This window comes from Chryseobacterium sp. MFBS3-17 (assembly GCF_020687745.1).
Taxonomy (GTDB): Bacteria; Bacteroidota; Bacteroidia; order Flavobacteriales; family Weeksellaceae; genus Marnyiella.
In genome coordinates, this window is record NZ_JAJEWK010000011.1 from 1 (window position 1) to 20,857 (window position 20,857).

The window sequence follows — 20,857 nt, forward strand, 5'->3', positions numbered from 1 at the left end:
CTACCATCTGGGTCAATGTATCGAATAGGATTATTAAAAGCGTAGGCGTATGGCGAAAACCTTCTTGAAACTTCAGCAAGTGGGTCGTGTTGTCCCCAAATTACAGCATCCGGCATATAGAACCTCGCCCCATAATCATACATTCCCGTCTCTTGGAGTTCCTTGCCGTTGTACTTGTAATTCTGGTAAGATCCCACACCAAAAACGGCTTCTTCTTCCTCGTTTCTTATAAAATTCATCCCGAAAGGATAATAGTCATTACTATCTGTTACCTGCGGGTTTTGGTAGCCATCATCTTTATAGCTTAGCCGCACATTTCCCAGGTGATCTTTGTACTGGTAAATATATTCATTATTTTTGAAATCATAAAAGCCTTCTGCGGTGGGAAAGAATTTCAAGACATCCACGAAATTGGTTTCGGTGGTGAAGGCGATGAAGGCTTCCATTTCGTAGGCATTGCCACCGGCATCCTGAAACATTTGCCATAACTCCTCGTCCCCTACTGAGGAAGCGTAATGAAACCCATCCAGGTATTCTGTAGAGGAAGAATACATTTGCCCCTCAGGTCCGGTGGAAAGGAAGTTTTTCTTCAGTTTTGTTCCCATTTAGCTGCTTCACCATTTAAAGCCTCAATTGATTATTTAGGTTTATTTTTTTGCATTTTTTGCCCATTCTGGTAGCTTTTTCCATCCTTCTGGAGGTGCTGATTTTATACTATCTGGAACAGGAATATCTTGAAAAATGTCAGAATAAGAAGGGTCTTCTAAAGAGAATTGAACTAAATAACGTTTGCCAATCTTGGGTTTTTTATTACTATTGTAATCATCAGTACTTGTGTATTTATTTTTGTTTACTGTATATGAATACATTACAGTTTTTGCATTCACTACAGGCCAATATATTCTGTATACATATCCAATCGTATAATTCCCCTTTTTTATTGGATTATTTTTATAAAATATATACCAAATAACGGGGATAAATAAAATTAATAAAAAAATTAAATTCCATTTAGAGTTTCTTACAAACAAATAGTAATGCAACAATTCCAATATTCTCTTCATAGATTTACGGGAATTTATTTTGTATTACACTTGCGCTATAATCTGGTGTATTCATTAATACCGTTCCTACAGCAGAACCTGCAGTTTGCCCAAATCGTGTGGTAGTTTGCATATAACTACCTATAACCGTTCCTTTGAATGCTGAAGAACCGCTAATTCCTTTTGCTGCTGCACCTCCTAAAATTCCTGCTGCCGCTTGAGTGGAAAATTTTTGAGCACTTATTGTCCCATTAAGCAAACTGGTCTGACTATTATAAGAAATATTTGTAGACGCAGAAATTAAAGAATTTCCTACGTAGTTCATTCCCCCTGCTGCCGCACGAATCCTTTCGTGTGGCCGGAAATCTTCTGCCCTAAAAACCAAACCGACTGCCACAGGATTTGGATTTACATAATCTATTTCTGTTTTACTACACGGTTGATCCATAATTCATTATTACCACGCGATGCAATCGTACGGCAGCGAAGAGATCATTAATCTTCTGATCTGTAAAAATTTAATACTTCTCCTGTATTTCTGTTAATGTTAATATATATCTTGCAATATCTGCAATTGTAACTCTTTACCACAATATGCCAAACTTTATTATCTGCAATTAAACTGATTTGATAAGGCTTGGCTTTTTTGGGATCAAGAAAATATCTCTTGCTAATTAAAATATCAACATACTTTATTGCGGTGTCTTCATCAGGGATTACATCTGTACCATAACGGTCTGTAATGGTACAAGGCAACTGATCTATTCCTCTGTTTTTATCGCTACACTTTTGCCCTTCTTTATCTTGTCCCAAAATAAGTACTGGCATAAAGCATAACATCACCAAAACGTTCTTTATCATCATCAATATAATAGGGCTTTTACGGGCACGGAACTGCTATTTCATCTCTCACCTCTATATCTTTTCCTTTGCCTCCATCATCTTGCGGTATTTTCCTTTGCTTTTGCGGATCCGGCAGCTTACTACTTTGTACTCGGGACACATGGCTTCACTGCAGTGCTCATCAGAGGTGATGATGTTCAGCATGACCTCGGGGAAATGGAACGTAGAACTCAGAATGCCGGGCTTCATTTCATCTGAAATACGCGCCTTGATGTCCACTTTGCCACGGGGTGATTCCACACAAACGAAATCTCCATCCTGTATGCCTTCCTTGCGGGCATCCTGTGCATTAATCAGCAGCACATCCTCGGTCAGAATTTCCACATTTCCGGTTCTCCTGGTCATCACACCGGAGTTATAATGCTCCAGTTCACGGTTGGTAGTGATGATGTACGGATAGTCTTTTCCGTATTTTTCTACTTCATTGCTTTCCCTGAAATCAACGAAAGTGAATTTCCCCAGACCACGGTTGAATTCTGAGATATGAAGCATCGGCGTATCAATTCCCCCTGGTTTTACCGGCCACTGCAGGCCGTTTGTGCCCAGATTTTCCCAGGTAATACCGGCAAAGAACGGAACAATCTGCGAAATTTCTTCCAGCATGCCTTCCGGAGTATAGTCCGGCTGCGGATAGCCCATGCGGTTCATGATGTCCACAATGATTTGTCCATCTGGCTTGGTGCCTTCCAGCGGCTCTACCACTTGTTGCACCTTTTGTACCCGTCTTTCGCCATTGGTGAAGGTGCCATTTTTTTCCAGAAATGATGCACCCGGTAGAATGACGTCTGCGTGTTTTGCCGCCTCGGTCATGAAGAGTTCCTGTACAATCAGGAGTTCCAGGGAATCCATGGCCTTCATGACCTTCAGCGTATTGGGATCGGTCTGTACCACATCTTCGCCAATGAGCCACAGCGCTTTCAGTTTGCCTTCAATAGCGGCATCAAACATCTCCGGAATTTTCAGTCCCACTTCCGCAGGAACTTCACGGTTATAGAATACATTATAGCGCTGGTTAATCTCCTGCTGAGTCACATCCAGGTATCCTGCTCCCTGATGGGGCTGGCAACCCATATCTGCCGCACCTTGTACGTTGTTCTGACCCCGCAACGGATTTACGCCTGCGCCTTTTTTGCCAATGTTTCCGGTAATCATGGCCAGGTCTGCAATCAGCTGCACGGTAAAGGTGCCCTGCATCTGCTCGGTAACGCCCAATCCGTGGAATTCCATGGCCGCATTTGCCCGAGCATAGGCAATCGCTGCCTCACGGGTTAGATTTTTATCAACGCCCGTAATCTCCGAAAGTTCGTCCATATCCAGCTTCAGAATTTCAGCTTTCATGTCGTCATAACCTTCGGTACGGTTGCGGATGAATTCTTCGTCTTCCAGACCTTCGGAGATGATATAATACAACAGCATGTTCAGCATGGCGACATTGGTGCCGGGGCGGAGCTGCAGGTGATATTGAGCGTATTTGGCCAGTTCTATTTTGCGCGGGTCTATTACAATGCCCGTCACGCCTTTCATCATTCTCTGCTTTATTTTGGCACCGGTTACCGGGTGCGCTGCCGTAGGATTGGCTCCAATGACCAGAATGCAGTCGGTGTACTCCAAATCAGAGATGGAGTTGGTTGCCGCTCCCGTTCCGAAAGCCCGCTGCATGCCCAAAGCGGTAGGCGAGTGGCATACGCGTGCACAGCAGTCTATATTATTGGTCCCGATGACGGCCCGCATGAATTTCTGCATCAGGTAGTTCTCTTCGTTCGGGGTGCGGGCAGAAGAAATTCCGGCAATGGCGTCTGGTCCGTGATTGGATTTAATCCGGTTAAATTGCGTCACGATATAATCATAGGCTTCATCCCAGCTGACCTCGGTAAACGTTCCGTTTCTCTTAATCATGGGGCTGCGCAGACGGTCGGGATGGTTATAAAATTTAAAGGCATAGCGTCCCTTCAGGCAGGTATGCCCGCCGTTGGCCTCGGCATCGTATGGTGCGGTGATGGAGATAATTTCATCGCCTCTGGAAGCGACATCCAGATTACAACCCACGCCGCAGTAGGTACATACGGTGCGCGTTACGGTTTCCGGAATCAGTTCGGACATCTGGAATACATCGGTAATGGCATCTGTGGGGCAGGCCTGCGAACAGGCACCGCAACTTACGCAGTCAGATTCCATGAAACTTACATCCATCCCTTTGATGATGTGGGCGTCATATCCGCGGCCGGCCATGCTCAGCACCATTTGTCCCTGCACTTCATCGCAGGCGCGCACGCAGCGGAAACAGTTGATGCACATATTGAGGTCAGAGCGCATATACGGATGGCTGGTATCTGGCAGGAAATGATTTTTGCCAGGAGCATCATAGCGTACTTCGGTAATTCCGGTGCGCTGCACTACTTGCTGAAATTCTGTTGGTTGCTCATCCATCACAAACCGGGATTCCTCCGGAAGGTCAGAAAGCACCAGCTCCATGATGTTCCGGCGCAGTGCGGTAATGTTTTCGGAATCGGGATACAGAAACATGTTTTCGGAAACCGGCGAGTGGCAGGAGGCCATGGCTTTGGTCCTTCCGTTTTCTTCCAGTGCCACATCTACGCAGCAAACCCGACAGGAACCGAAAGGATCCAGATTGGGTGCATCACACAAAGTAGGTACAGACTGCTGGCCCTTGTGGCGGCGCAGAAAGGACAGCATGGTTTCACCGGGTACAAATTCATACGGCTGATTGTTGATGTATGCGATATTGTTCATGGTCAAAAGGGTTTAGCTGAAGTGTAGGCTGAGTTCATCATTAAAATACTGCAGTGCATTTCTTGCCGGAAGCGGAATTCCGCCGCCGTGTGCACAAAGCGATCCCTGCTGCAGGGTGCTCAGCAAATCCATAAACAGATTGCGGTCTATGGCTTTCATTTCGTGGGCTGCTCCCGAAAGCATCTGGTGGGCCCTTTTGGTGCCCAGACGACAGGGGAAACATTTGCCACAACTTTCAAACGCTGCAAATTCAAACAAGTGTTCCAGGTATTTAATCATGGGAAAATCTTCCGGAATACATACCACAGAAGCATGTCCCAATAAGAATCCCTGGCTTGCAAAGGACTCAAAATCAATCGATAAACTGTTTATTTTCTCTATGGGAACAATTCCGCCCAGCGGTCCGCCAATGTGCAGTGCTTTCACGCCCTTCCGGAATCCGCCGCCATATTCTTCAATTACCGTGCCCAGGGGTGTGCCCATTTCCACTTCTACAATGCCGGGTTTCTGAAAGAGTCCGTCCAGCGAAATGAGTTTGGTGCCGCGGGATTTTTCGGTGCCCATGGCGGCATATTCCTTTCCGCTGTGCTGTACGATCCAGGTGGCTGCGGCCAGTGTTTCTACATTGTTGACCACGGTGGGTTTCAGGAAAAGTCCTTGTTTTGCAGGGAATGGCGGGCGTGTTCTCACCTCCGGTCTTTGTCCTTCTATCGCATTGATGAGCGCGGTTTCTTCGCCACAGATATAAGCACCTTGTGCCTTAATTACTTTAAAATTAAAATTAAATTCTGAGTTCAGGATCTGGTCACCCAGCAGGTTGAGTTCATGCAGTTTGTGGATGGCTTGCTGAATTATTTCTACGGCTTCCGGATATTCTGCCCGGATGAAGATTACGCCCCAGTTGGCTCCCGTGCAGTAGCCGGCCACCATCATCCCGAAAAGGACCATCAGCGGTTGCTCTTCCAGCAGATAGCGGTCAGAAAAAGCACCGGGGTCGCCCTCATCAGCATTACAGATGATGAATTTTTCATCGGAAATCTCATTCCGGCAACTCTCCCATTTGATGTGCATGGGAAAACCGGCTCCGCCCCGGCCGCGGATTTCAGAATCGCGGATTTCTCCCAGAATTTCGGCAGAAGGTCTGGCCAGGGTTTTTTCCAGCAGTGTTCTGAACGCTTCAAAACTGCGGAAATCTCCGGTAAGTACGGGTCGTGCGGCAGATACGCTGTACCGTCCGTTTTTGGAATGCTTTTCTTTTTTAATGATTTCTGCAAGCTGGTTGATGCTGTTTCCGGAATAGTTCTGATTCTTATAACTGAAAGCAGAATTTTCGTGGCAGCGGCCCAGGCATGTCATGTGCCCTATGGCAGCGGCATCAAAATGTTCCAGAATTTTTTCCTGCACTTCATCCTGGGTGCCGGCACACAGACAGGCAGAACCATTGCAGACATAGATTTCTTTGCCCCGATTTTCGGGCTTCATAAAATCGTAGGCGGTAATGCTGCCGTAGGTATTGGCGTCGCCCATTAAAAATTCATCGGCAAGCTTTGCCAGATGTGCCTCGGCGGGAGATCCGCCATCATTTACCGAAATCTGAGCCATCTGCTCAAAAAGATTTTTCTTAAGGCCTTTTCTGCCGGATAAGGCGCTGAGATTCCTGGACATTTTTCAAAAATTTGTTTGAGTGAAGTTAAGGAAAATTTTCCATCCGGTAAGTCTGAAATTTATGAGCCGGTTACTTCGCCGGGATGACGCGAATCTGCTATATTTGCAACAGTTAAATCCCTGATTAATTATGTGGACTTTCGTAGTAAGCAGCGTAGCATTTATGCTCATTTTATATTTCGTGTACCGTAGAAACTCCATCAGACTGCTGAATGATGATGCGGCAGTGAAACATCCGGCATTGTTGCTGCTGCTCAATTTTTCCGGAATCGTGTTATTCGGGATTTTCCCGGCTATGTTTCTGCCGTTTCCTGCATTTGAAATCTCCGGCTGGAATCTCACCCAATGGCTCACTTTAGTGGCATTGATGTGCGCTACTGCCGCAGTAGCATGGAACGTGGCAGACCGTGATTTAAGAAAAAGCCGGTTCACGGTAAACCCCGCATTGCTGGGTTTCGGATTTCTGGGGGCTTATTTTGTACTCCGCATCCTGTTCATCATTTGTTATGAACTCTGGTTCCGGGGATTTTTGCTGGATTTTTCCGTGGAAAAATACGGAACCGTAACGGCTGTCGTCATCAACGTGGTGCTGTATGTATTGCTGCATGCTTTCAACGGCAAAAGGGAAATGATTTCCTGCGTTCCTTTCGGAATTTTACTGTGTGCCATGGCATTATGGTTTGATTCTCCGCTGCCGGCTATAGGCATACATCTGGCACTTACGGTTCCGTATGATGTTCAGTTTGTGAGAATTAAGTCTGAAAAGAACTCGTCCTGAAAGCCTTAGGTATTCAGGATTTCAGACAGGGACTGAAGATGTTGATGTGCGGTGAGATCAAACTGTACCGGCACTACTGAAATATATCCTTCGGCGAGCGCATTTTCATCAGCATCATCTGCCTCATCCATATTATTGAAATAGCCGGTGAGCCAATAGTATTTTTTGCCGTGCGGGCTGATTCGTTCATCAAAACTTTCTTCCCATTTGGCATGTGCCTGCCGGCATACTTTAATACCTTTTATTTCTTCTTTTTTCAGTTTCGGGATGTTCACATTCAGAACCACGCCTTTGGGAAGGGGATTCTCTAGTGTTTTGCGTACAATTTGCTGCACGTATTCCTTGCACTGATCAAAATCTGCCTCCCAGCTGAAGTCCAGCAGTGAAAATCCGATGGACTGTAATCCTTCCACACCTGCTTCTACTGCTGCAGACATGGTGCCGGAATAGATGACATTGATGGAGGAGTTGGCGCCATGGTTGATGCCGGAAACCACCAGGTCCGGCCGGCGGTTAAGTACCTGATCCAGTGCGAATTTCACACAATCTACCGGAGTCCCGCTGAGGGAGATGTCCCGCTGAGGTCCGTCCAGCTGTATTTCTTCAAAGGTAAGGGTTGAATTGATGGTAATGGCGTGTCCTTTTCCACTTTGCGGGGAATTGGGCGCTACTACGGTCACCTCGCCGATTTCATTCATAAACTCCACCAGTTTGCGAACTCCCGGTGCAGTAATTCCGTCATCATTGGTTACTAAAATATGCGGTTTTTTAGTCATATTAATCATTTGCCAACAAATTTAGATAAAAAACTGCGGTCAGTAATGAATTAGGTATTAAATTTGAAGTTCTGTAGCTTCGTGTAACAAAGATTATTAAAAACAGACCTATTATAACAGAATTATTAAATATGTTTAAAAATTTTAAACTCAATAAATTACTTTTATTCATCCCGCTCACGAGCCTGATGTTCTGCTTCAATGCACCACAGGATGATGACGAAAAGATGAAAACCATTATGGTAAGCGTCAAAAACACGCTGTCTTACCTACATTACAGCCCCAAACCCATCAATGATGCCTACTCCCAGGAAGTTTATGACAAGTATTTTGAAATGGTAGATTTTGGGCGGCGGTATTTTATCCAGTCAGATATGGACGAGTTCAGCAGACACCGTACAAAACTGGATGATTATCTGAACAACGGTGATCTCACCTTCTACAAACTTACGGTAGACCGTCTGTACCAGCGGGTAGATGAAATAGATAAGATGACCAAAGACATCTTTAGCAAGCCTATTGATCTCAATCAGGACGAAACCCTGATCATTGAACATAAAATTAAAAAAGCACCGGCCAGTAAAGAAGAACAGTATAATGAGTGGCGAAAATTCATCAAATACAACATTCTGCAAGAAATGGAAACGCTGAACAGCAAAGAGGAAAGCCAGCGTAAAAAAAAGGACAGTGTACAGAGATTCGGTCTGAAAGACACCATAAAACTGGAGATTCTGACCCCGGAGCAGAAAGTGACCAAAGCCACAGATGAGGTGAAGGACTATCTGGGTGAAACCTTTACCCGCTTCAAGAAAAGAAAAAAGATGGACTGGTTTACGGTGTACATGAATGCTTATTCTGAAGTGTTTGATCCACATACCAACTATTTTTCGCCTCAGAACAAAGAGGATTTTGATGTGAATTTTACCGGTAAGGTCATCGGAATCGGCGCCATTATTCAGGAAAAGAAAGGAAATCTCTACCTGGGTGCATTGACGATAGGCGCACCAGCATGGAAGTCCAAGCAACTTACAGAAGGAGACCGAATTCTGAAGGTGAAAAGTCTTCCCAATAAAGAGGCGGTAAATGTAGTGGGAATGCTCTCTGATGAAGCGGTAAGACTGATCCGAGGTAAAGAAGGAACCGAAGTGACCCTCACCGTAGAGAAGAAGGACAAGTCCATCAAAGAAGTGACCATGATCCGTGAAGAGGTGGCTATGGAAGATACGTATGCAAAAAGCATCATCATCAATTCTACCGATGGTAAAAAGTATGGTTTCATCAACCTGCCAAGCTTTAATGCTGAGTTTGAAAAACAGGAAAACGGCAGAAATGCATCTGACGATGTGAAGAATGAAATCATCAAACTCAAGGCACAAAACGTGCAGGCCATCATTCTGGATCTCAGAAATAATGGCGGTGGCTCACTGACCGAAGTGGGAGATATCATGGGACTCTTCATGAATACCGGTCCTTATGTGCAGGTGAAAGATGGCAACGGAAAGATCCAAACTCTGCGCAATAAAACCAATAACCCCATCTGGGCCGGCCCACTAATCATCATGCAGAACGAACTTTCTGCATCTGCATCAGAGATTTTAGCTGGAGCCATGCAGGATTATGGCAGAGCAGTTGTGGTAGGGTCTCCCCAATCTTTCGGAAAAGGAACGGTACAGACTTTCATAGACCTGAATCGTTTTCTGAATACCAATGATGATTTCGGAGCACTTAAACTGACGATTCAGAAGTTTTACCGCATCACCGGAGAATCTACCCAGAAAAAAGGAATAGAATCTGACATTCAGATGAAGGATTTCTATACATTTTCTGAAATCGGGGAGCGGTATGATGATTTTGCGCTTGCATGGGACCGTATTCCTGCGGTGGCATTTCAGAAAGTAAATGGTATAGATATTGAAAAACTGAAGCAGCGCAGTGCACAAAGAATGGCTTCAAATGCCAATTATCAGCTTTTGCTGGAATCTGCCCGGTGGAAAGAGCAACTGGATAAAGAAGAGAGCATTACGGTAAATCAGACCAAATTCTTCGAACTGATGAAACAGCGTAAGGATCAGATTAAAAAATTTGAGAAGCTGGATAAATTTAACAACGGTCTCAACTTCGTACAGTTCCCGGATGAAGCCGCCCGGATGCAGAAAGATGAAGCCTTTAAAAAGAAATCTGAAAACTGGCAGAAACGTCTGGAGAAAGATGTTTATCTGCAGGAAGCCATTAATATAGTATCGGAAATGATTTGAGAATATTTTTTCAGAACATATCAGTCAGCCGCCTTTTTTGGGCGGCTGATTTTTTGAACAGCATCATGGCTTTCGGTTTTTTGGCCAAAAAAAACAGCCACGGTTGGTGACTGTTTATCTGTTAAGGTTGAGGAATCATTAGTTGATTTCAACACAACCTACTCTGCCACCGGCATTTCCCGTAGGCTGAGTCTGGAAGTCGTCTTCTTTCTCATGAATAATCAACGTTTTACCCACCAGATTTTTGGTTTCGTCTCCACCCAGACTCCATTGGTCGGTGGTGAAAGTCAGCACACCTGTTCCGTCTGCACCTGCTTCCAGATTACCGATGTCTCCCATGTGGTGGTGCTCATCTCCCCATTTTCCGTGATCTTTGGTAGTAGGATTCCAGTGTCCGCCTGCAGATGAAGCATCTTCTGCAGAGCAATCTCCAAATTCATGAATGTGCACCGCATGAATCCCCGGCGTAAGATTGCGGGCTTCAATGGTAAGCGTTACTTCGTTTCCGTTTTGTACAAATGTTACGGTTCCCTCTGTGTTGGTTCCGCTCTTTGCATTGATATTGTACGACTTGGTAATCATATCTTCACGCTGCGTAACTACAGGTGACTGCTCCGTTTCGGCTTCAGTAGATGTTTCCTGAGTGGTTTTTTCCTGGTTACACGACAATAGTGCAAGTCCCAGCCCCAGGAATAACAGTTGTTTTTTCATAGAGTTTGATTTTGTTTAATGATGATAATTGGAAATTAAAAGGTTAAAGTTAATCCAATTTTGTGGTCTCCACAATTTATTTAGGTGGCATCTTACAATTTTACAATAATTCGGGTGAATTCTGAAAACGGATCTTCTCTGAACGGTTCAGCAGCAGAATCTGACGGTTCAGCAGAAAATAATTTCATAAATATCGGAAGTCTTTTACCTTTGAACTGTTAAAATGAGAGCAATGAACAGAAAAGCATTTCAGATCCTCAGCATTATTGCGCTGGTTACCGGCACGGCCTTCTTTGTGGTGTTCACTGGTACCAAAACACCTCAGAACTGGTTGCTGTGCGTGGCCATATCCTTCCTCTACAGCTTTCCTTTGGCCTTAGGAAACGGCTATATGAACCAATATCTGAACCGCCGTTATTCCTGGACCGGTGATACCCGGAAAAGAGTAGCGTGGGGAATTGCCGGTACGGTGGTCCTGAATGTCCTGCTGGTTCTGGGAATCAATTATGTGGTATATATCCTGCTGCTGAAAAACGATTCCGGGATGTTCTTCAGCGGAGATATGGCGGTGGTAAATTGGATTATGCTGAATGTGACCCTGCTCATTTCTGCTATTTTGCATGCGAAAAGTTTTATGGAGGAATGGAAAAGGTCTTCCCGTAAAGAAGTGGTGGAGCAGAAACTCATTGCCCGTTCGGCAAACGCCCAGTTCGAGAGTCTTAAAAACCAGCTGGATCCGCATTTTCTTTTTAATTCACTGAACGTGCTCAGCGCACTTATTGACGAGAATCCGGATAAAGCCCAGGATTTTACCGCTTCCATGTCCAAAATTTACCGCTATGTTCTGGAAGAGAAAGATAAGGAACTGGTGACGGTGGAGGCGGAGATTGATTTTGCCCGCACCTATTGCGAACTTCTGAAAACCCGTTTCGAGGAAAGCGTGAACTTTGAGTTTGATGTAGCGGCAGACGTACAGGACTCCTTTGTGGTGCCACTGTCCCTGCAACTGTTATTGGAAAACTGCATTAAGCATAACTACGCAACCGCCAGAAATCCACTGAATATCAGGATTTATTCTGAGGGTCAGTATCTGTTTATAGAGAACAATCTGCAAGTCCGCGAGCAGGTGAAAGAAAGTGCCGGCATTGGCCTCAGCAATATTGTGCAGCGCTATGCACTGCTCACCGGTCAGCATGTATTTATTGAGAAATCAGATGATTTCTTCCGTGTAAAAATTCCAATTTTAAAAGAAAAAATTACAGCTATGAATCCAACACCCATCCCAAGCAACGAAGCCTACAGAAAGGCTGAGAAAAGAGTAAAAGAACTGAAAGATTTCTACGGAAACCTGATCTCCTACTGCCTGTTTATGCCGTTCCTGATCTTCATCAACCTGAAAATGACACCCGGATACCACTGGTTCTGGTGGCCGGTGCTGGGTTGGGGAATCGGCGTCATTTCTCACGCATTCCAGGTATTGCGCATCGGCAGGAACTGGGAAGAGAAACAAATCCGGAAAATTCTGGAAAAAGAAAATCAAAACAACAAGTACCATGGATAAACTGAACAGAAAGGATTTCCGCTACCAGCAGGCTGCCGGGCGGATCCGTGAAATCAAGGGTTATTATATCCATCTGGCGGTGTATGCAGCGGTAAACCTGGTCATTCTGATAGACTTTCTGACACAGCGGCCCGCCGATGGAGAAAACCAGCCGTATAACTTCTTTACCGGTGTGCTGTGGGGTGCAGTCATCATCATCCACGCGGTGAGTATTTTTCTGCCGGGCATCCGCAAATGGGAACAGGCAAAAACCGAAACTTTTTTAAAGCAGGAACTGGCTGGCAATCCGCAGAACTGTACCATGACGCCTGAAGAGGAAAATGCAGGCAAATTGCGAAAAGCCCGGGAAAAAGTGAAGAAGATAAAAGGATTCTACATCCACTCTCTGTGCTATGTGGTTGTGAATATCTTGATCATCACCATTGGACTGAACAAAGGAAAATCCATTACTGATATGGATCATTATTGGGTGGCCATCTTCTGGGGCATTGGACTCCTGAGCCACTGGGCCAGTGTTTTCATTCCGTATTTCATGCTGGGAAGCAAATGGGAAGAGCGGAAAATCCGGGAATATATGGATAAATACCCTTAACTTTAAGCACCCTGATTTGTTCTGATGATAAAAACCGTAATCATTGAAGATGAAAAACCGGCTGCACGGAAACTGGCACGGCTGCTCAGCACCATTCCGGATGTGGAGGTGGTACAAGTCCTGAATTCGGTAGAGGAAGGCTTGTCATGGTTTGGCAGCCAACCACACCCCGATCTTATTTTTTCTGATATTGTCCTGGGAGACGGGCTTTCTTTTGATATTTTTGAAGAGGTGCCCACCAGAAGTTTCATCATTTATACCACAGCTTTTGACCAATATACCCTGAAGGCTTTTAAGCTGAACTCTATTGACTATCTGCTGAAGCCGGTGATGCCCGATGATCTGACCCGTGCGCTGGAGAAGTTCCGGAGTTTCCTCCCTTCTGAGCGTCCGCCTCATCCGGATGAAATAAAATCCCTCATCCGCAATGAAAAGCAAATATTATCCAGAATTCTGGTCAAAATAGGGTATAATCTGAAAATCATTTCCGTAGATGAAGTTTCCTGTTTTTTCAGTGAACATAAAATCGTGTATCTGCAAACGCGGGAACGGGTGTATCCCACAGATTATACGCTGGATGAACTGCAGGATTTGCTGGATGGACGCCGTTTTTTCCGGGTAAACCGGCAATTCATTATTCACGCTGAAATGATTGCCAATATTTACACTTCACCCTATTATAAAGTGGATTTGCTTTTTCAGCCGGAAACGGAAATTACCGTGAGCCGTGAGCGTGTGAAGTTTTTCAAAGACTGGCTTACACGCTGATTAGGAAAGTGTTAAACGTTTGTAAGAAGGTTAATCTTTCATGAAAACCTGCAGATCCATCCGCAACCATTTGCCTTCCCATTCTTTGGCGGTTACTTTGGCGTAGAATTGCTTGCCAACATCCATTAACCTGGCAATCGTCTGATTCTTAGATTTGGGAATGTAGCCTAATTTGGTGTCTTTGTATAGTACTCTTATGGCAAATGCGTCATACTGATTATCCGGTTCCCGCTTTAGTGACAGTTCGGTATGATCAGGAACAATTTCTTTTTCAATATCCTGAAGATTAAGGTAGGATGTGCCGGCTACAATGGATTCCAGTGCCAGAATGTCTTCTTCAAAAGCTTTGAAAGTGATGGCGCCGGAGTTGATTAATTTAAATAATCCGCCATCTGTTCTGCGGAGTCCGGTTGCTTCAGGCTGATCCATAAGTGTCTTTGATGATTTCGTAGTCGGCTTGTTTTTCTTTCAGGTATTGTTGCAGGTCTTCAATTTCTTTGCGCAAAGAATCCTGTTTCTCCTGTATCCAGTCTTCATCCCTTATTTTATTTGCGATATTAAATGGAAAGTCATTTTCTAATTCAGCTATTTGTTTTTCCAACTCTTTTATGCCTTGTGTCAACAGGGCTGTCTGCAGCAGAAGATCCTCTTCATTCAACTCTTTTTCTGCTGTTTCTCTGCTTTTCAATTGCTCGTTATACACAATCTGCAGCGCTTACAGTTGGTTCAGATCTCCGTTTTTGTAAGCGGTATAAAACACATGCCACAGATCTTGCTGTTCACCGGTCAAATCCGGGTTGATATCCGGGTGAAGATTTCTGGCAATATTTCTGTAGATTTTTCGCAGTTCCATGCTGTCTTCCGGAGAAGCCAGATTACTGAGCACCGCTCTGCCTGTCACTACTTTATTTTTGGCGGTTGAGATTTCACCTACGGCCTGCTGCATCAGTTCGCGACCGCGGATTTCGATTTCGGTAAAATCCGGATATTTCCCGAGATTAATGTCCTGATGGGCCCACTGAATTTTCTTTTTAAGCGTTCTGATTTCAATATTCAGCTCCAGAATTTCCACTTCATACTGGCCAATCTGGGTGGCATACAACGCTTCCAACTGAACTTTGCCCCAGTTTTTCATGACGTCCAGGTCATTGAGAACCGAGAGGTATCCCGATTTCAATATTTTTAGATCATTCAAAAGTTAAAATCATTTGTGTGTGTTTAAGTGGATATTTCTGTAGTTTAGATTTAAGCAATGACACCGCTGCCCAGCAGTTCTTCGCCGTCATACCATGCCGCGAACTGACCTTCGGCTATGGCAGACTGTGGTTGTTCAAACTCCATGAACAGCCCTTCGTCAAACTGATAAATCGTGGCTTCTTCCAGAGCCTGACGGTACCGGATTCTGGCCTGCACCTTCATGGATGCGCCGTTTTGCAGTCTTAAGTCTTCGCGCACCCAGTGCACTTCACTGCGGTCTATTTTCAGTGCTTTTCTGTACAATCCTGGGAAATTACGGCCTTCACCTACAAAAAGCAGGTTATGGGTCATGTCCCGGTGGATGATGAAACAACTTTCCTTATGTCCGCCAATGCCCAGCCCTTTGCTCTGGCCTATGGTGAAATAATGAGCACCCTGGTGTTTGCCAATGACTTTGCCGTCTTCTTTTTTATATTCAATTTTAGCAGATAGATACTGCAATTCTTCCAGTTTGGAACGGAATACCGGTTTTTCCTGATGAAATGCAGGGAAATCATCGAAAATTTCTACAATTTCACCTTCCTTGGGTTCCAGTTGTTGCTGAAGAAAAGTAGGCAGACTCACCTTCCCGATGAAGCAAAGTCCCTGGGAATCTTTTTTATCTGCGGTAACCAGCCCGATTTCTTTGGCAATTTCGCGGACCTCCGGCTTGGTGAGTTCTCCAATCGGGAACAATGCTTTGGAGAGCTGCTCCTGGCTCAGCTGACACAGAAAATACGACTGATCTTTGTTCAGGTCTTTCCCTGCCAGTAGATGGTGAATTTCTTTTCCGTCCGGACCTGTGGTCGATTTTACCCTTGCATAATGGCCGGTGGCTACTTTGTCTGCACCCAGAGAAAGCGCTGTTTTCAGAAAAACATCAAACTTCACCTCGCGGTTGCACAGCACATCCGGATTTGGCGTGCGTCCTTTCTCATATTCCGCAAACATATAATCCACAATTTTTTCCTTGTAAAGTTCGCTCATATCAATCACTTGGAAAGGAATTCCCAGTTTCTGAGCTACCATGAGGGCATCATTGCTGTCTTCTATCCAGGGACATTCATCTTCCAGCGTTACCGAAGCGTCATTCCAGTTGCGCATAAACAGTGCCACCACTTCATGGCCCTGCTGCTGCAGCAAATAAGCTGCTACGCTGGAATCTACACCGCCGGAAAGTCCTACCACAATTTTCATATTCTTTTGTTCAGATTTTAAAAAAGATAATCTATCTTTAGATTTGCAAAATTACGATAAACAAATTTGATTTACAGAACTATAGTACATAGATAAAAACGATTATTATGAAGAAAAACGGGTTACTCTTTTTCGTGCTGATTTCAGGTCTCGCCATGGCACAGATTTCCACAGGAGCCACCAGTGGTAAATGGACGTTTGGTGGAGGAATAGGTCTTGGTTTCGGGAGCAATGGCTATTTTAATGTGGGAATTTCTCCGCGTGCCGGCTATAAGGTTTTGGACAATCTGGAAGTGGGGGCGCAGGGCAGCCTGAATTTTCAGTCCTCGGATTATTATAAATCCACCATGATCGGAATCGGACCTTTTGCCAATTATTATTTTGCGCAAAATTTCTACGCCAGCACACTGATGCAGCATTATTTTGTAAATTATACGGACAAGCTGTATGATTACAAGGCAGATGCAGAAGAAACCGCCCTCTATCTGGGCGGCGGGTACATGCAGCGCATCGGGACCAATGCTGCCATGCAGATCGGGCTGATGTATAATGTACTCTGGCGGGAGAACAGCAGTATGTTTTCCAGTGGTTTTTCGCCCACCGTCGGATTTGTGATCGGAATATGATCACGGTTCAAATTTTGAAGTTTAATCAAAAATTAGCAGCAAAGAAGTACTTCTAAGGTCATTTTAACAAAAAATTATTAGTTTTTTCTTGTTTATTATGGCTTACACGCTTAGTTTTGGGGCAGTAAAATTAAATTTGATTGAACATGAAAAAAGTTTTTTTAGCCATTTCCTGCCTGGGAATGTTGGCCGTAGCACAGAATGCGCACGCGCAAATGATTACAACTGCCCAAACCATGCCTGCTGCAGGTACCGGTTTTTATGTGGATGTTCATGGAGGGTATAATCTGCCTATGGCGACTCAGAATGTGGGTTACTTCGGATATTATACCTATGGTCAGGGGATTATGAATTATGAATACAACCCCTCCGGAGCAGACCGGGTAGATGATGTGTTACTGTCTTTGGGCAAAGGTGCTAATTTCGGAGTGAATCTGGGGTATATGTTTACCAAAAATCTGGGTGCTGAACTTGGAGTTAATTATCTGATGGGTGCAGAATATACTGCCAGCCAAAAGGGCAGTGGAAATGATGTGATCAATCAGACTTTGTCTGCAAAGATGTTGCAAATCAGCCCTACTGTAGTATTGCGCGGAAATTACAGCCAGCTGAATCCGTATGCAAAGTTCGGGGTATTGATCGGAGCAGGTTCCAAGGTGACCTATGAAGAAGATGAGCGTTATGGTTCTTCTACCTACTACACCAAACAGGAACTGGAAGGCGGAACGCCTGTGGGCTTTACCGGTGCATTGGGACTGGACTATGCCATCAACAGTCAGTTTTCCGTGTTTGGTGAACTGAAAGCGAACAGCCTGACCTACAGCCCAGAGAAAGGTAATGTGGTAGTGGCCAATTATAATGGTGAAGATGATTTGCAGTATTGGGATGTGGCCGACAGACAGACCGTTTTCAGTGACGATTTCGAGTTGAATTCAGATCCGGACCAGCCTACACAGGCAAGCAGACTTGCACTTCCGTTTTCCAGCATTGGCCTCAATGTAGGTGTTAGAGTTAAGTTCTAACAGAAACTTTATAAAACAAAACACCACCCGGCCGCCGGGTGGTGTTTCTTTTGGTATGATGCGGATTATTTACTGTACCTTCTCTTTCTTGCCCTTGGGACTGCTGGCCTTTTCCAGGCCATCTTTGGCATCATTCAGTTTCAGGATGATGGTGTCTCCTTCTGCAATTTGTTTATTAACCAGCATTTCTGCTATCAGGTCTTCTATATACTTCTGCACGGCACGTTTCAGTGGTCTGGCACCAAAATCTTTATCCCAGCCTTTATCAGCAATGAAATTTTTGGCCTCATCAGTAAGTTCTATATGATATCCCAGTTTTTCAATGCGTGCATACAGTTTGCCCAGCTCCAGATCAATGATTTTTCTGATGTCTTCCTGCTGCAGCGAGTTGAAGATAATGATATCATCTATTCTGTTCAGGAATTCAGGCGCAAATGCTTTTTTCAGGGCGTTTTCTATAGTAGATCTCGCCCGGGCATCACTTGATGATTTTTTGGCTGAGGTTCCAAATCCTACTCCGTCTCCGAAATCTTTCAAATCTCTGGTTCCGATATTGGAAGTCAGGATGATGATGGTATTTCTGAAATCTATTTTTCTGCCGAGGCTGTCGGTTACAAAACCTTCGTCCAGAATCTGCAGTAAGATATTAAACACATCCGGGTGTGCTTTTTCTATTTCATCCAGCAACAGTACCGCATATGGTTTTCTGCGGATGGCTTCTGTAAGTTGCCCGCCCTCTTCATAGCCTACATATCCCGGAGGCGCTCCTACCAGTCTGGACACTGCAAATTTCTCCATGTACTCACTCATGTCAATCCGAATCAGCGCTTCATCACTGTCAAAGAGCTCACGGGCCATCACTTTGGCAAGTTCGGTTTTACCTACACCGGTAGTTCCCAGGAAGATAAATGTTCCGATGGGTCTGTTGGGATCCTTCAGGCCGGCACGGTTTCTCTGAATGGCTTTTACCACTTTTTTCACCGCTTCTTCCTGTCCGATTACTTTTCCGTTCAGTTTGGCATCCATTTGCGCCAGTTTATCCAGCTCGTTTTTGCCTACTTTGGTCACCGGGATTCCGCTCATCATGGACACCACTTCGGCTACGTTTTCTTCTGTCACCACTTCCTTTTTCTCGCGTACTTCATTGTCCCATTTTTCCTGAGCCGCCGCCAGTTCCATAATCAGTCTTTCTTCTTCATCTTTCAGTTTTCTGGCTTCCAGGTAGTCCTGGGCTTTTACTGCTTTCTGCTTCAGTTCCTTTATTTCCTCTATTTTTTGTTCGTTGGAAATGATTTCAGTAGGCACCTTCATATTCTTGATATACACCCGGGATCCTGCTTCATCCATTGCATCAATAGCTTTATCGGGCAGAAAACGGTCTGTAATATAGCGGGCCGTCAGATTCACACAGGCAGCTACTGCCTCATCCGTATAGGTGACATTATGGTGGTCTTCATATTTGTCTTTGATCTGATTCAGAATCTGTATGGTTTCTTCTACGGAAGTAGGTTCTACCATTACCTTCTGAAAACGTCTTTCCAGCGCACCGTCTTTTTCAATATATTGTCTGTACTCATCCAGCGTAGTGGCGCCGATGCATTGAATTTCGCCGCGTGCCAGTGCAGGTTTGAACATATTTGAGGCGTCCAGACTGCCGGTAGAACTGCCTGCTCCTACAATGGTGTGCAATTCATCTATGAAAAGAATCACGTCTTTGTTTTTTTCCAGTTCAGTCATGATGGCTTTCATGCGCTCTTCAAACTGTCCCCGGTATTTGGTGCCGGCTACCAGACTGGCCAGATCCAGCGTAATCACCCGTTTTCCGTACAGTACCCGCGATACTTTCTTCTGATGAATGCGCAATGCCAGACCTTCGGCAATTGCCGATTTCCCTACTCCCGGTTCGCCAATGAGCAGCGGGTTGTTTTTCTTTCTTCTGGAAAGAATCTGCGAAACCCTTTCAATTTCTTTTTCGCGGCCTATAACCGGATCCAGTTTTCCGTCCCGTGCCAGGGTCGTAAGATCCCGTCCGAAGTTATCCAGGGTAGGTGTTTTGCTTTTTCCGGAGCCTATGGTTCCGCCCGGTTTTCTCATCTGACCGTATTCCTCGCGTTCATCATCTTCATCATACGCGCTCATTTTCGGAGTTTCGCCGGAGTTTTTGAGCATGGTCTGGTATTCCTTGGTGACCCGTTCATAATCTACATCATATGCGCCCAGGATATTAGAAGTAGGATCCTCAAATTTATAGAGGATGCCCAGCAGTAAATGTACGGTATTAATTTCTGTACTGCGGTATTGTCTGCATTCCAGTTCTGAGCGTTTTACGGCCTGATCTGCCATTTTGGTAAAAGAAATATGGGGAGCTTCCTCTGCCAGCGGGTTGATGGCAGTGGTGCTCATGGTTTCAATCTTCCTGCGTATTTGTGTAAGATCGGCATTCAGATTCTGAAGGATTTCCTTGGCAGAGTTTTCAGTTTTGAGGATGCCCAACAAAAGATGCTCTGTATTCAGGAATTCACTTTTCAGTCTTCGTGCTTCGTTTTTGCTGTGTTTGAAAACTTTATCCAAACCATCTGAAAATTTATAATTCATGATGTTATCTCTATTTAAAAAAGTGTGTTCTGTTGTTTAATGCTAATCAAAGTTACAAATACTTTACCAAAAAAGGAATAATGACTTTCTGGCAGTTTTGGGTTTTTTATCTTCCTGAAAATGATTAGCTTTGCCCTCCTAAAACAGTAATATGAGCCCGGAAATTGCCAGTTATGTAGGTTATGCAGCCTCTTTTTTTGTGGTATTAAGCTTTATTTTGAAAGACCTTAGAAAAGTAAGAATTGTTAATTTAATAGGCTGTATTCTTTTTGTAATCTATGGGATTTACAGCGGGATGTTGTGGCCTATTATCATTCCCAATGCCATTCTTTGCTTTATTCAGCTCTATCATTTAGTGAAAAAAGATTAACTTTTGGC

General features: G+C 44.6%; 21 protein-coding genes. 8 read left to right on the forward strand and 13 right to left on the reverse strand.

Translation table 11 applies throughout. From position 1 onward, the window contains the following. From LKO26_RS09245 to LKO26_RS09270, 6 genes are all read right to left on the reverse strand, one after another. Nucleotides 1-605, reverse strand: a 605-nt coding sequence (locus LKO26_RS09245) for an RHS repeat domain-containing protein (protein WP_227587574.1), incomplete at its 3' end; no start/stop codon positions are given. 42 nt (nt 606-647) lie between these two features. Continuing rightward, nucleotides 648-1,064, reverse strand: a complete 417-nt coding sequence (locus LKO26_RS09250; RefSeq protein WP_227587575.1) for a hypothetical protein — start codon at nt 1,062-1,064, stop codon at nt 648-650. A 4-nt stretch (nt 1,065-1,068) separates the two neighbouring features. Beyond that, on the reverse strand, nt 1,069-1,491 hold the full coding sequence (locus LKO26_RS09255) for a hypothetical protein (RefSeq protein ID WP_227587576.1): 423 nt from the start codon (nt 1,489-1,491) through the stop codon (nt 1,069-1,071). 47 nt (nt 1,492-1,538) lie between these two features. After that, nucleotides 1,539-1,907 (reverse strand): hypothetical protein, encoded by a 369-nt coding sequence (locus LKO26_RS09260; protein WP_227587577.1) that lies wholly within the window; start codon nt 1,905-1,907, stop codon nt 1,539-1,541. A gap of 51 nt (nt 1,908-1,958) precedes the next feature. After that, complete coding sequence (fdhF, locus tag LKO26_RS09265) at nt 1,959-4,697, reverse strand: formate dehydrogenase subunit alpha (protein ID WP_227587578.1); 2,739 nt, start codon at nt 4,695-4,697, stop codon at nt 1,959-1,961. Nucleotides 4,698-4,709: 12 nt separating this feature from the next. After that, a complete protein-coding gene (locus tag LKO26_RS09270; protein WP_227587579.1) occupies nt 4,710-6,362 on the reverse strand; it encodes an NADH-ubiquinone oxidoreductase-F iron-sulfur binding region domain-containing protein in 1,653 nt (550 codons plus the stop codon). 130 nt (nt 6,363-6,492) lie between these two features. On the opposite strand from LKO26_RS09270, the gene LKO26_RS09275 reads away from it, so the two are divergent. Continuing rightward, on the forward strand, nt 6,493-7,140 hold the full coding sequence (locus LKO26_RS09275; RefSeq protein WP_227587580.1) for a CPBP family intramembrane glutamic endopeptidase: 648 nt from the start codon (nt 6,493-6,495) through the stop codon (nt 7,138-7,140). A gap of 5 nt (nt 7,141-7,145) precedes the next feature. On the opposite strand, the gene surE is transcribed toward LKO26_RS09275, so the two are convergent. After that, nucleotides 7,146-7,916, reverse strand: coding sequence for a 5'/3'-nucleotidase SurE (surE, locus tag LKO26_RS09280; RefSeq protein ID WP_227587581.1), 771 nt, complete (start codon nt 7,914-7,916; stop codon nt 7,146-7,148). A gap of 131 nt (nt 7,917-8,047) precedes the next feature. Here surE and LKO26_RS09285 point away from each other — a divergent pair, with 131 nt between their 5' ends. Further along, nucleotides 8,048-10,171 carry a carboxy terminal-processing peptidase gene (locus LKO26_RS09285; RefSeq protein WP_227587582.1) on the forward strand — a complete coding sequence of 708 codons (2,124 nt, stop codon included), beginning with the start codon at nt 8,048-8,050 and terminating at the stop codon, nt 10,169-10,171. A gap of 138 nt (nt 10,172-10,309) precedes the next feature. Here LKO26_RS09285 and LKO26_RS09290 read toward each other — a convergent pair whose 3' ends face one another. Then, nucleotides 10,310-10,753 (reverse strand): superoxide dismutase family protein, encoded by a 444-nt coding sequence (locus LKO26_RS09290; protein WP_227587778.1) that lies wholly within the window; start codon nt 10,751-10,753, stop codon nt 10,310-10,312. 361 nt (nt 10,754-11,114) lie between these two features. On the opposite strand from LKO26_RS09290, the gene LKO26_RS09295 reads away from it, so the two are divergent. The 3 genes from LKO26_RS09295 to LKO26_RS09305 are packed head-to-tail and all read left to right on the forward strand — an operon-like array spanning nt 11,115 to nt 13,803. Continuing rightward, the gene (locus LKO26_RS09295; RefSeq protein ID WP_227587583.1) at nt 11,115-12,443 is read left to right on the forward strand and encodes a 2TM domain-containing protein; all 1,329 of its coding nucleotides are present in this window, start codon (nt 11,115-11,117) and stop codon (nt 12,441-12,443) included. After that, complete coding sequence (locus LKO26_RS09300) at nt 12,436-13,035, forward strand: 2TM domain-containing protein (protein WP_227587584.1); 600 nt, start codon at nt 12,436-12,438, stop codon at nt 13,033-13,035. The genes LKO26_RS09295 and LKO26_RS09300 overlap by 8 nt, the downstream gene beginning before the upstream one ends. A 24-nt stretch (nt 13,036-13,059) precedes the next feature. Then, on the forward strand, nt 13,060-13,803 hold the full coding sequence (locus LKO26_RS09305) for a LytR/AlgR family response regulator transcription factor (RefSeq protein WP_227587585.1): 744 nt from the start codon (nt 13,060-13,062) through the stop codon (nt 13,801-13,803). A 30-nt stretch (nt 13,804-13,833) separates the two neighbouring features. Here LKO26_RS09305 and LKO26_RS09310 read toward each other — a convergent pair whose 3' ends face one another. Genes LKO26_RS09310 through mnmA form a run of 4 tightly spaced genes read right to left on the reverse strand, consistent with a single transcriptional unit; the run spans nt 13,834 to nt 16,236 of the window. Beyond that, nucleotides 13,834-14,232, reverse strand: a complete 399-nt coding sequence (locus tag LKO26_RS09310; RefSeq protein ID WP_227587586.1) for an HIRAN domain-containing protein — start codon at nt 14,230-14,232, stop codon at nt 13,834-13,836. Next, nucleotides 14,219-14,491, reverse strand: a complete 273-nt coding sequence (locus LKO26_RS09315) for a hypothetical protein (protein ID WP_227587587.1) — start codon at nt 14,489-14,491, stop codon at nt 14,219-14,221. Before LKO26_RS09315 ends, LKO26_RS09310 begins: the two co-directional genes overlap by 14 nt. Nucleotides 14,492-14,518: 27 nt before the next feature. Further along, entirely contained in the window at nt 14,519-14,998 is a 480-nt protein-coding gene (locus tag LKO26_RS09320; RefSeq protein ID WP_227587588.1) for a hypothetical protein, read from the reverse strand. Between the two features lie 50 nt (nt 14,999-15,048). Further along, nucleotides 15,049-16,236, reverse strand: coding sequence for a tRNA 2-thiouridine(34) synthase MnmA (gene mnmA / locus LKO26_RS09325; protein WP_227587589.1), 1,188 nt, complete (start codon nt 16,234-16,236; stop codon nt 15,049-15,051). 107 nt (nt 16,237-16,343) lie between these two features. Here mnmA and LKO26_RS09330 point away from each other — a divergent pair, with 107 nt between their 5' ends. Together LKO26_RS09330 and LKO26_RS09335 are read left to right on the forward strand one after the other, a co-directional pair. Then, the gene (locus tag LKO26_RS09330; protein WP_227587590.1) at nt 16,344-16,862 is read left to right on the forward strand and encodes a hypothetical protein; all 519 of its coding nucleotides are present in this window, start codon (nt 16,344-16,346) and stop codon (nt 16,860-16,862) included. Between the two features lie 146 nt (nt 16,863-17,008). After that, nucleotides 17,009-17,884, forward strand: coding sequence for an outer membrane beta-barrel protein (locus LKO26_RS09335; RefSeq protein WP_227587591.1), 876 nt, complete (start codon nt 17,009-17,011; stop codon nt 17,882-17,884). Nucleotides 17,885-17,953: 69 nt separating this feature from the next. On the opposite strand, the gene LKO26_RS09340 is transcribed toward LKO26_RS09335, so the two are convergent. Continuing rightward, a complete protein-coding gene (locus tag LKO26_RS09340; protein WP_227587592.1) occupies nt 17,954-20,479 on the reverse strand; it encodes an ATP-dependent Clp protease ATP-binding subunit in 2,526 nt (841 codons plus the stop codon). A gap of 151 nt (nt 20,480-20,630) precedes the next feature. Here LKO26_RS09340 and LKO26_RS09345 point away from each other — a divergent pair, with 151 nt between their 5' ends. Continuing rightward, nucleotides 20,631-20,849: a uroporphyrinogen decarboxylase gene (locus LKO26_RS09345; RefSeq protein WP_227587593.1), complete on the forward strand. Its 219-nt coding sequence runs from the start codon at nt 20,631-20,633 to the stop codon at nt 20,847-20,849. The last annotated feature ends 8 nt before the right edge of the window (nt 20,850-20,857 follow it).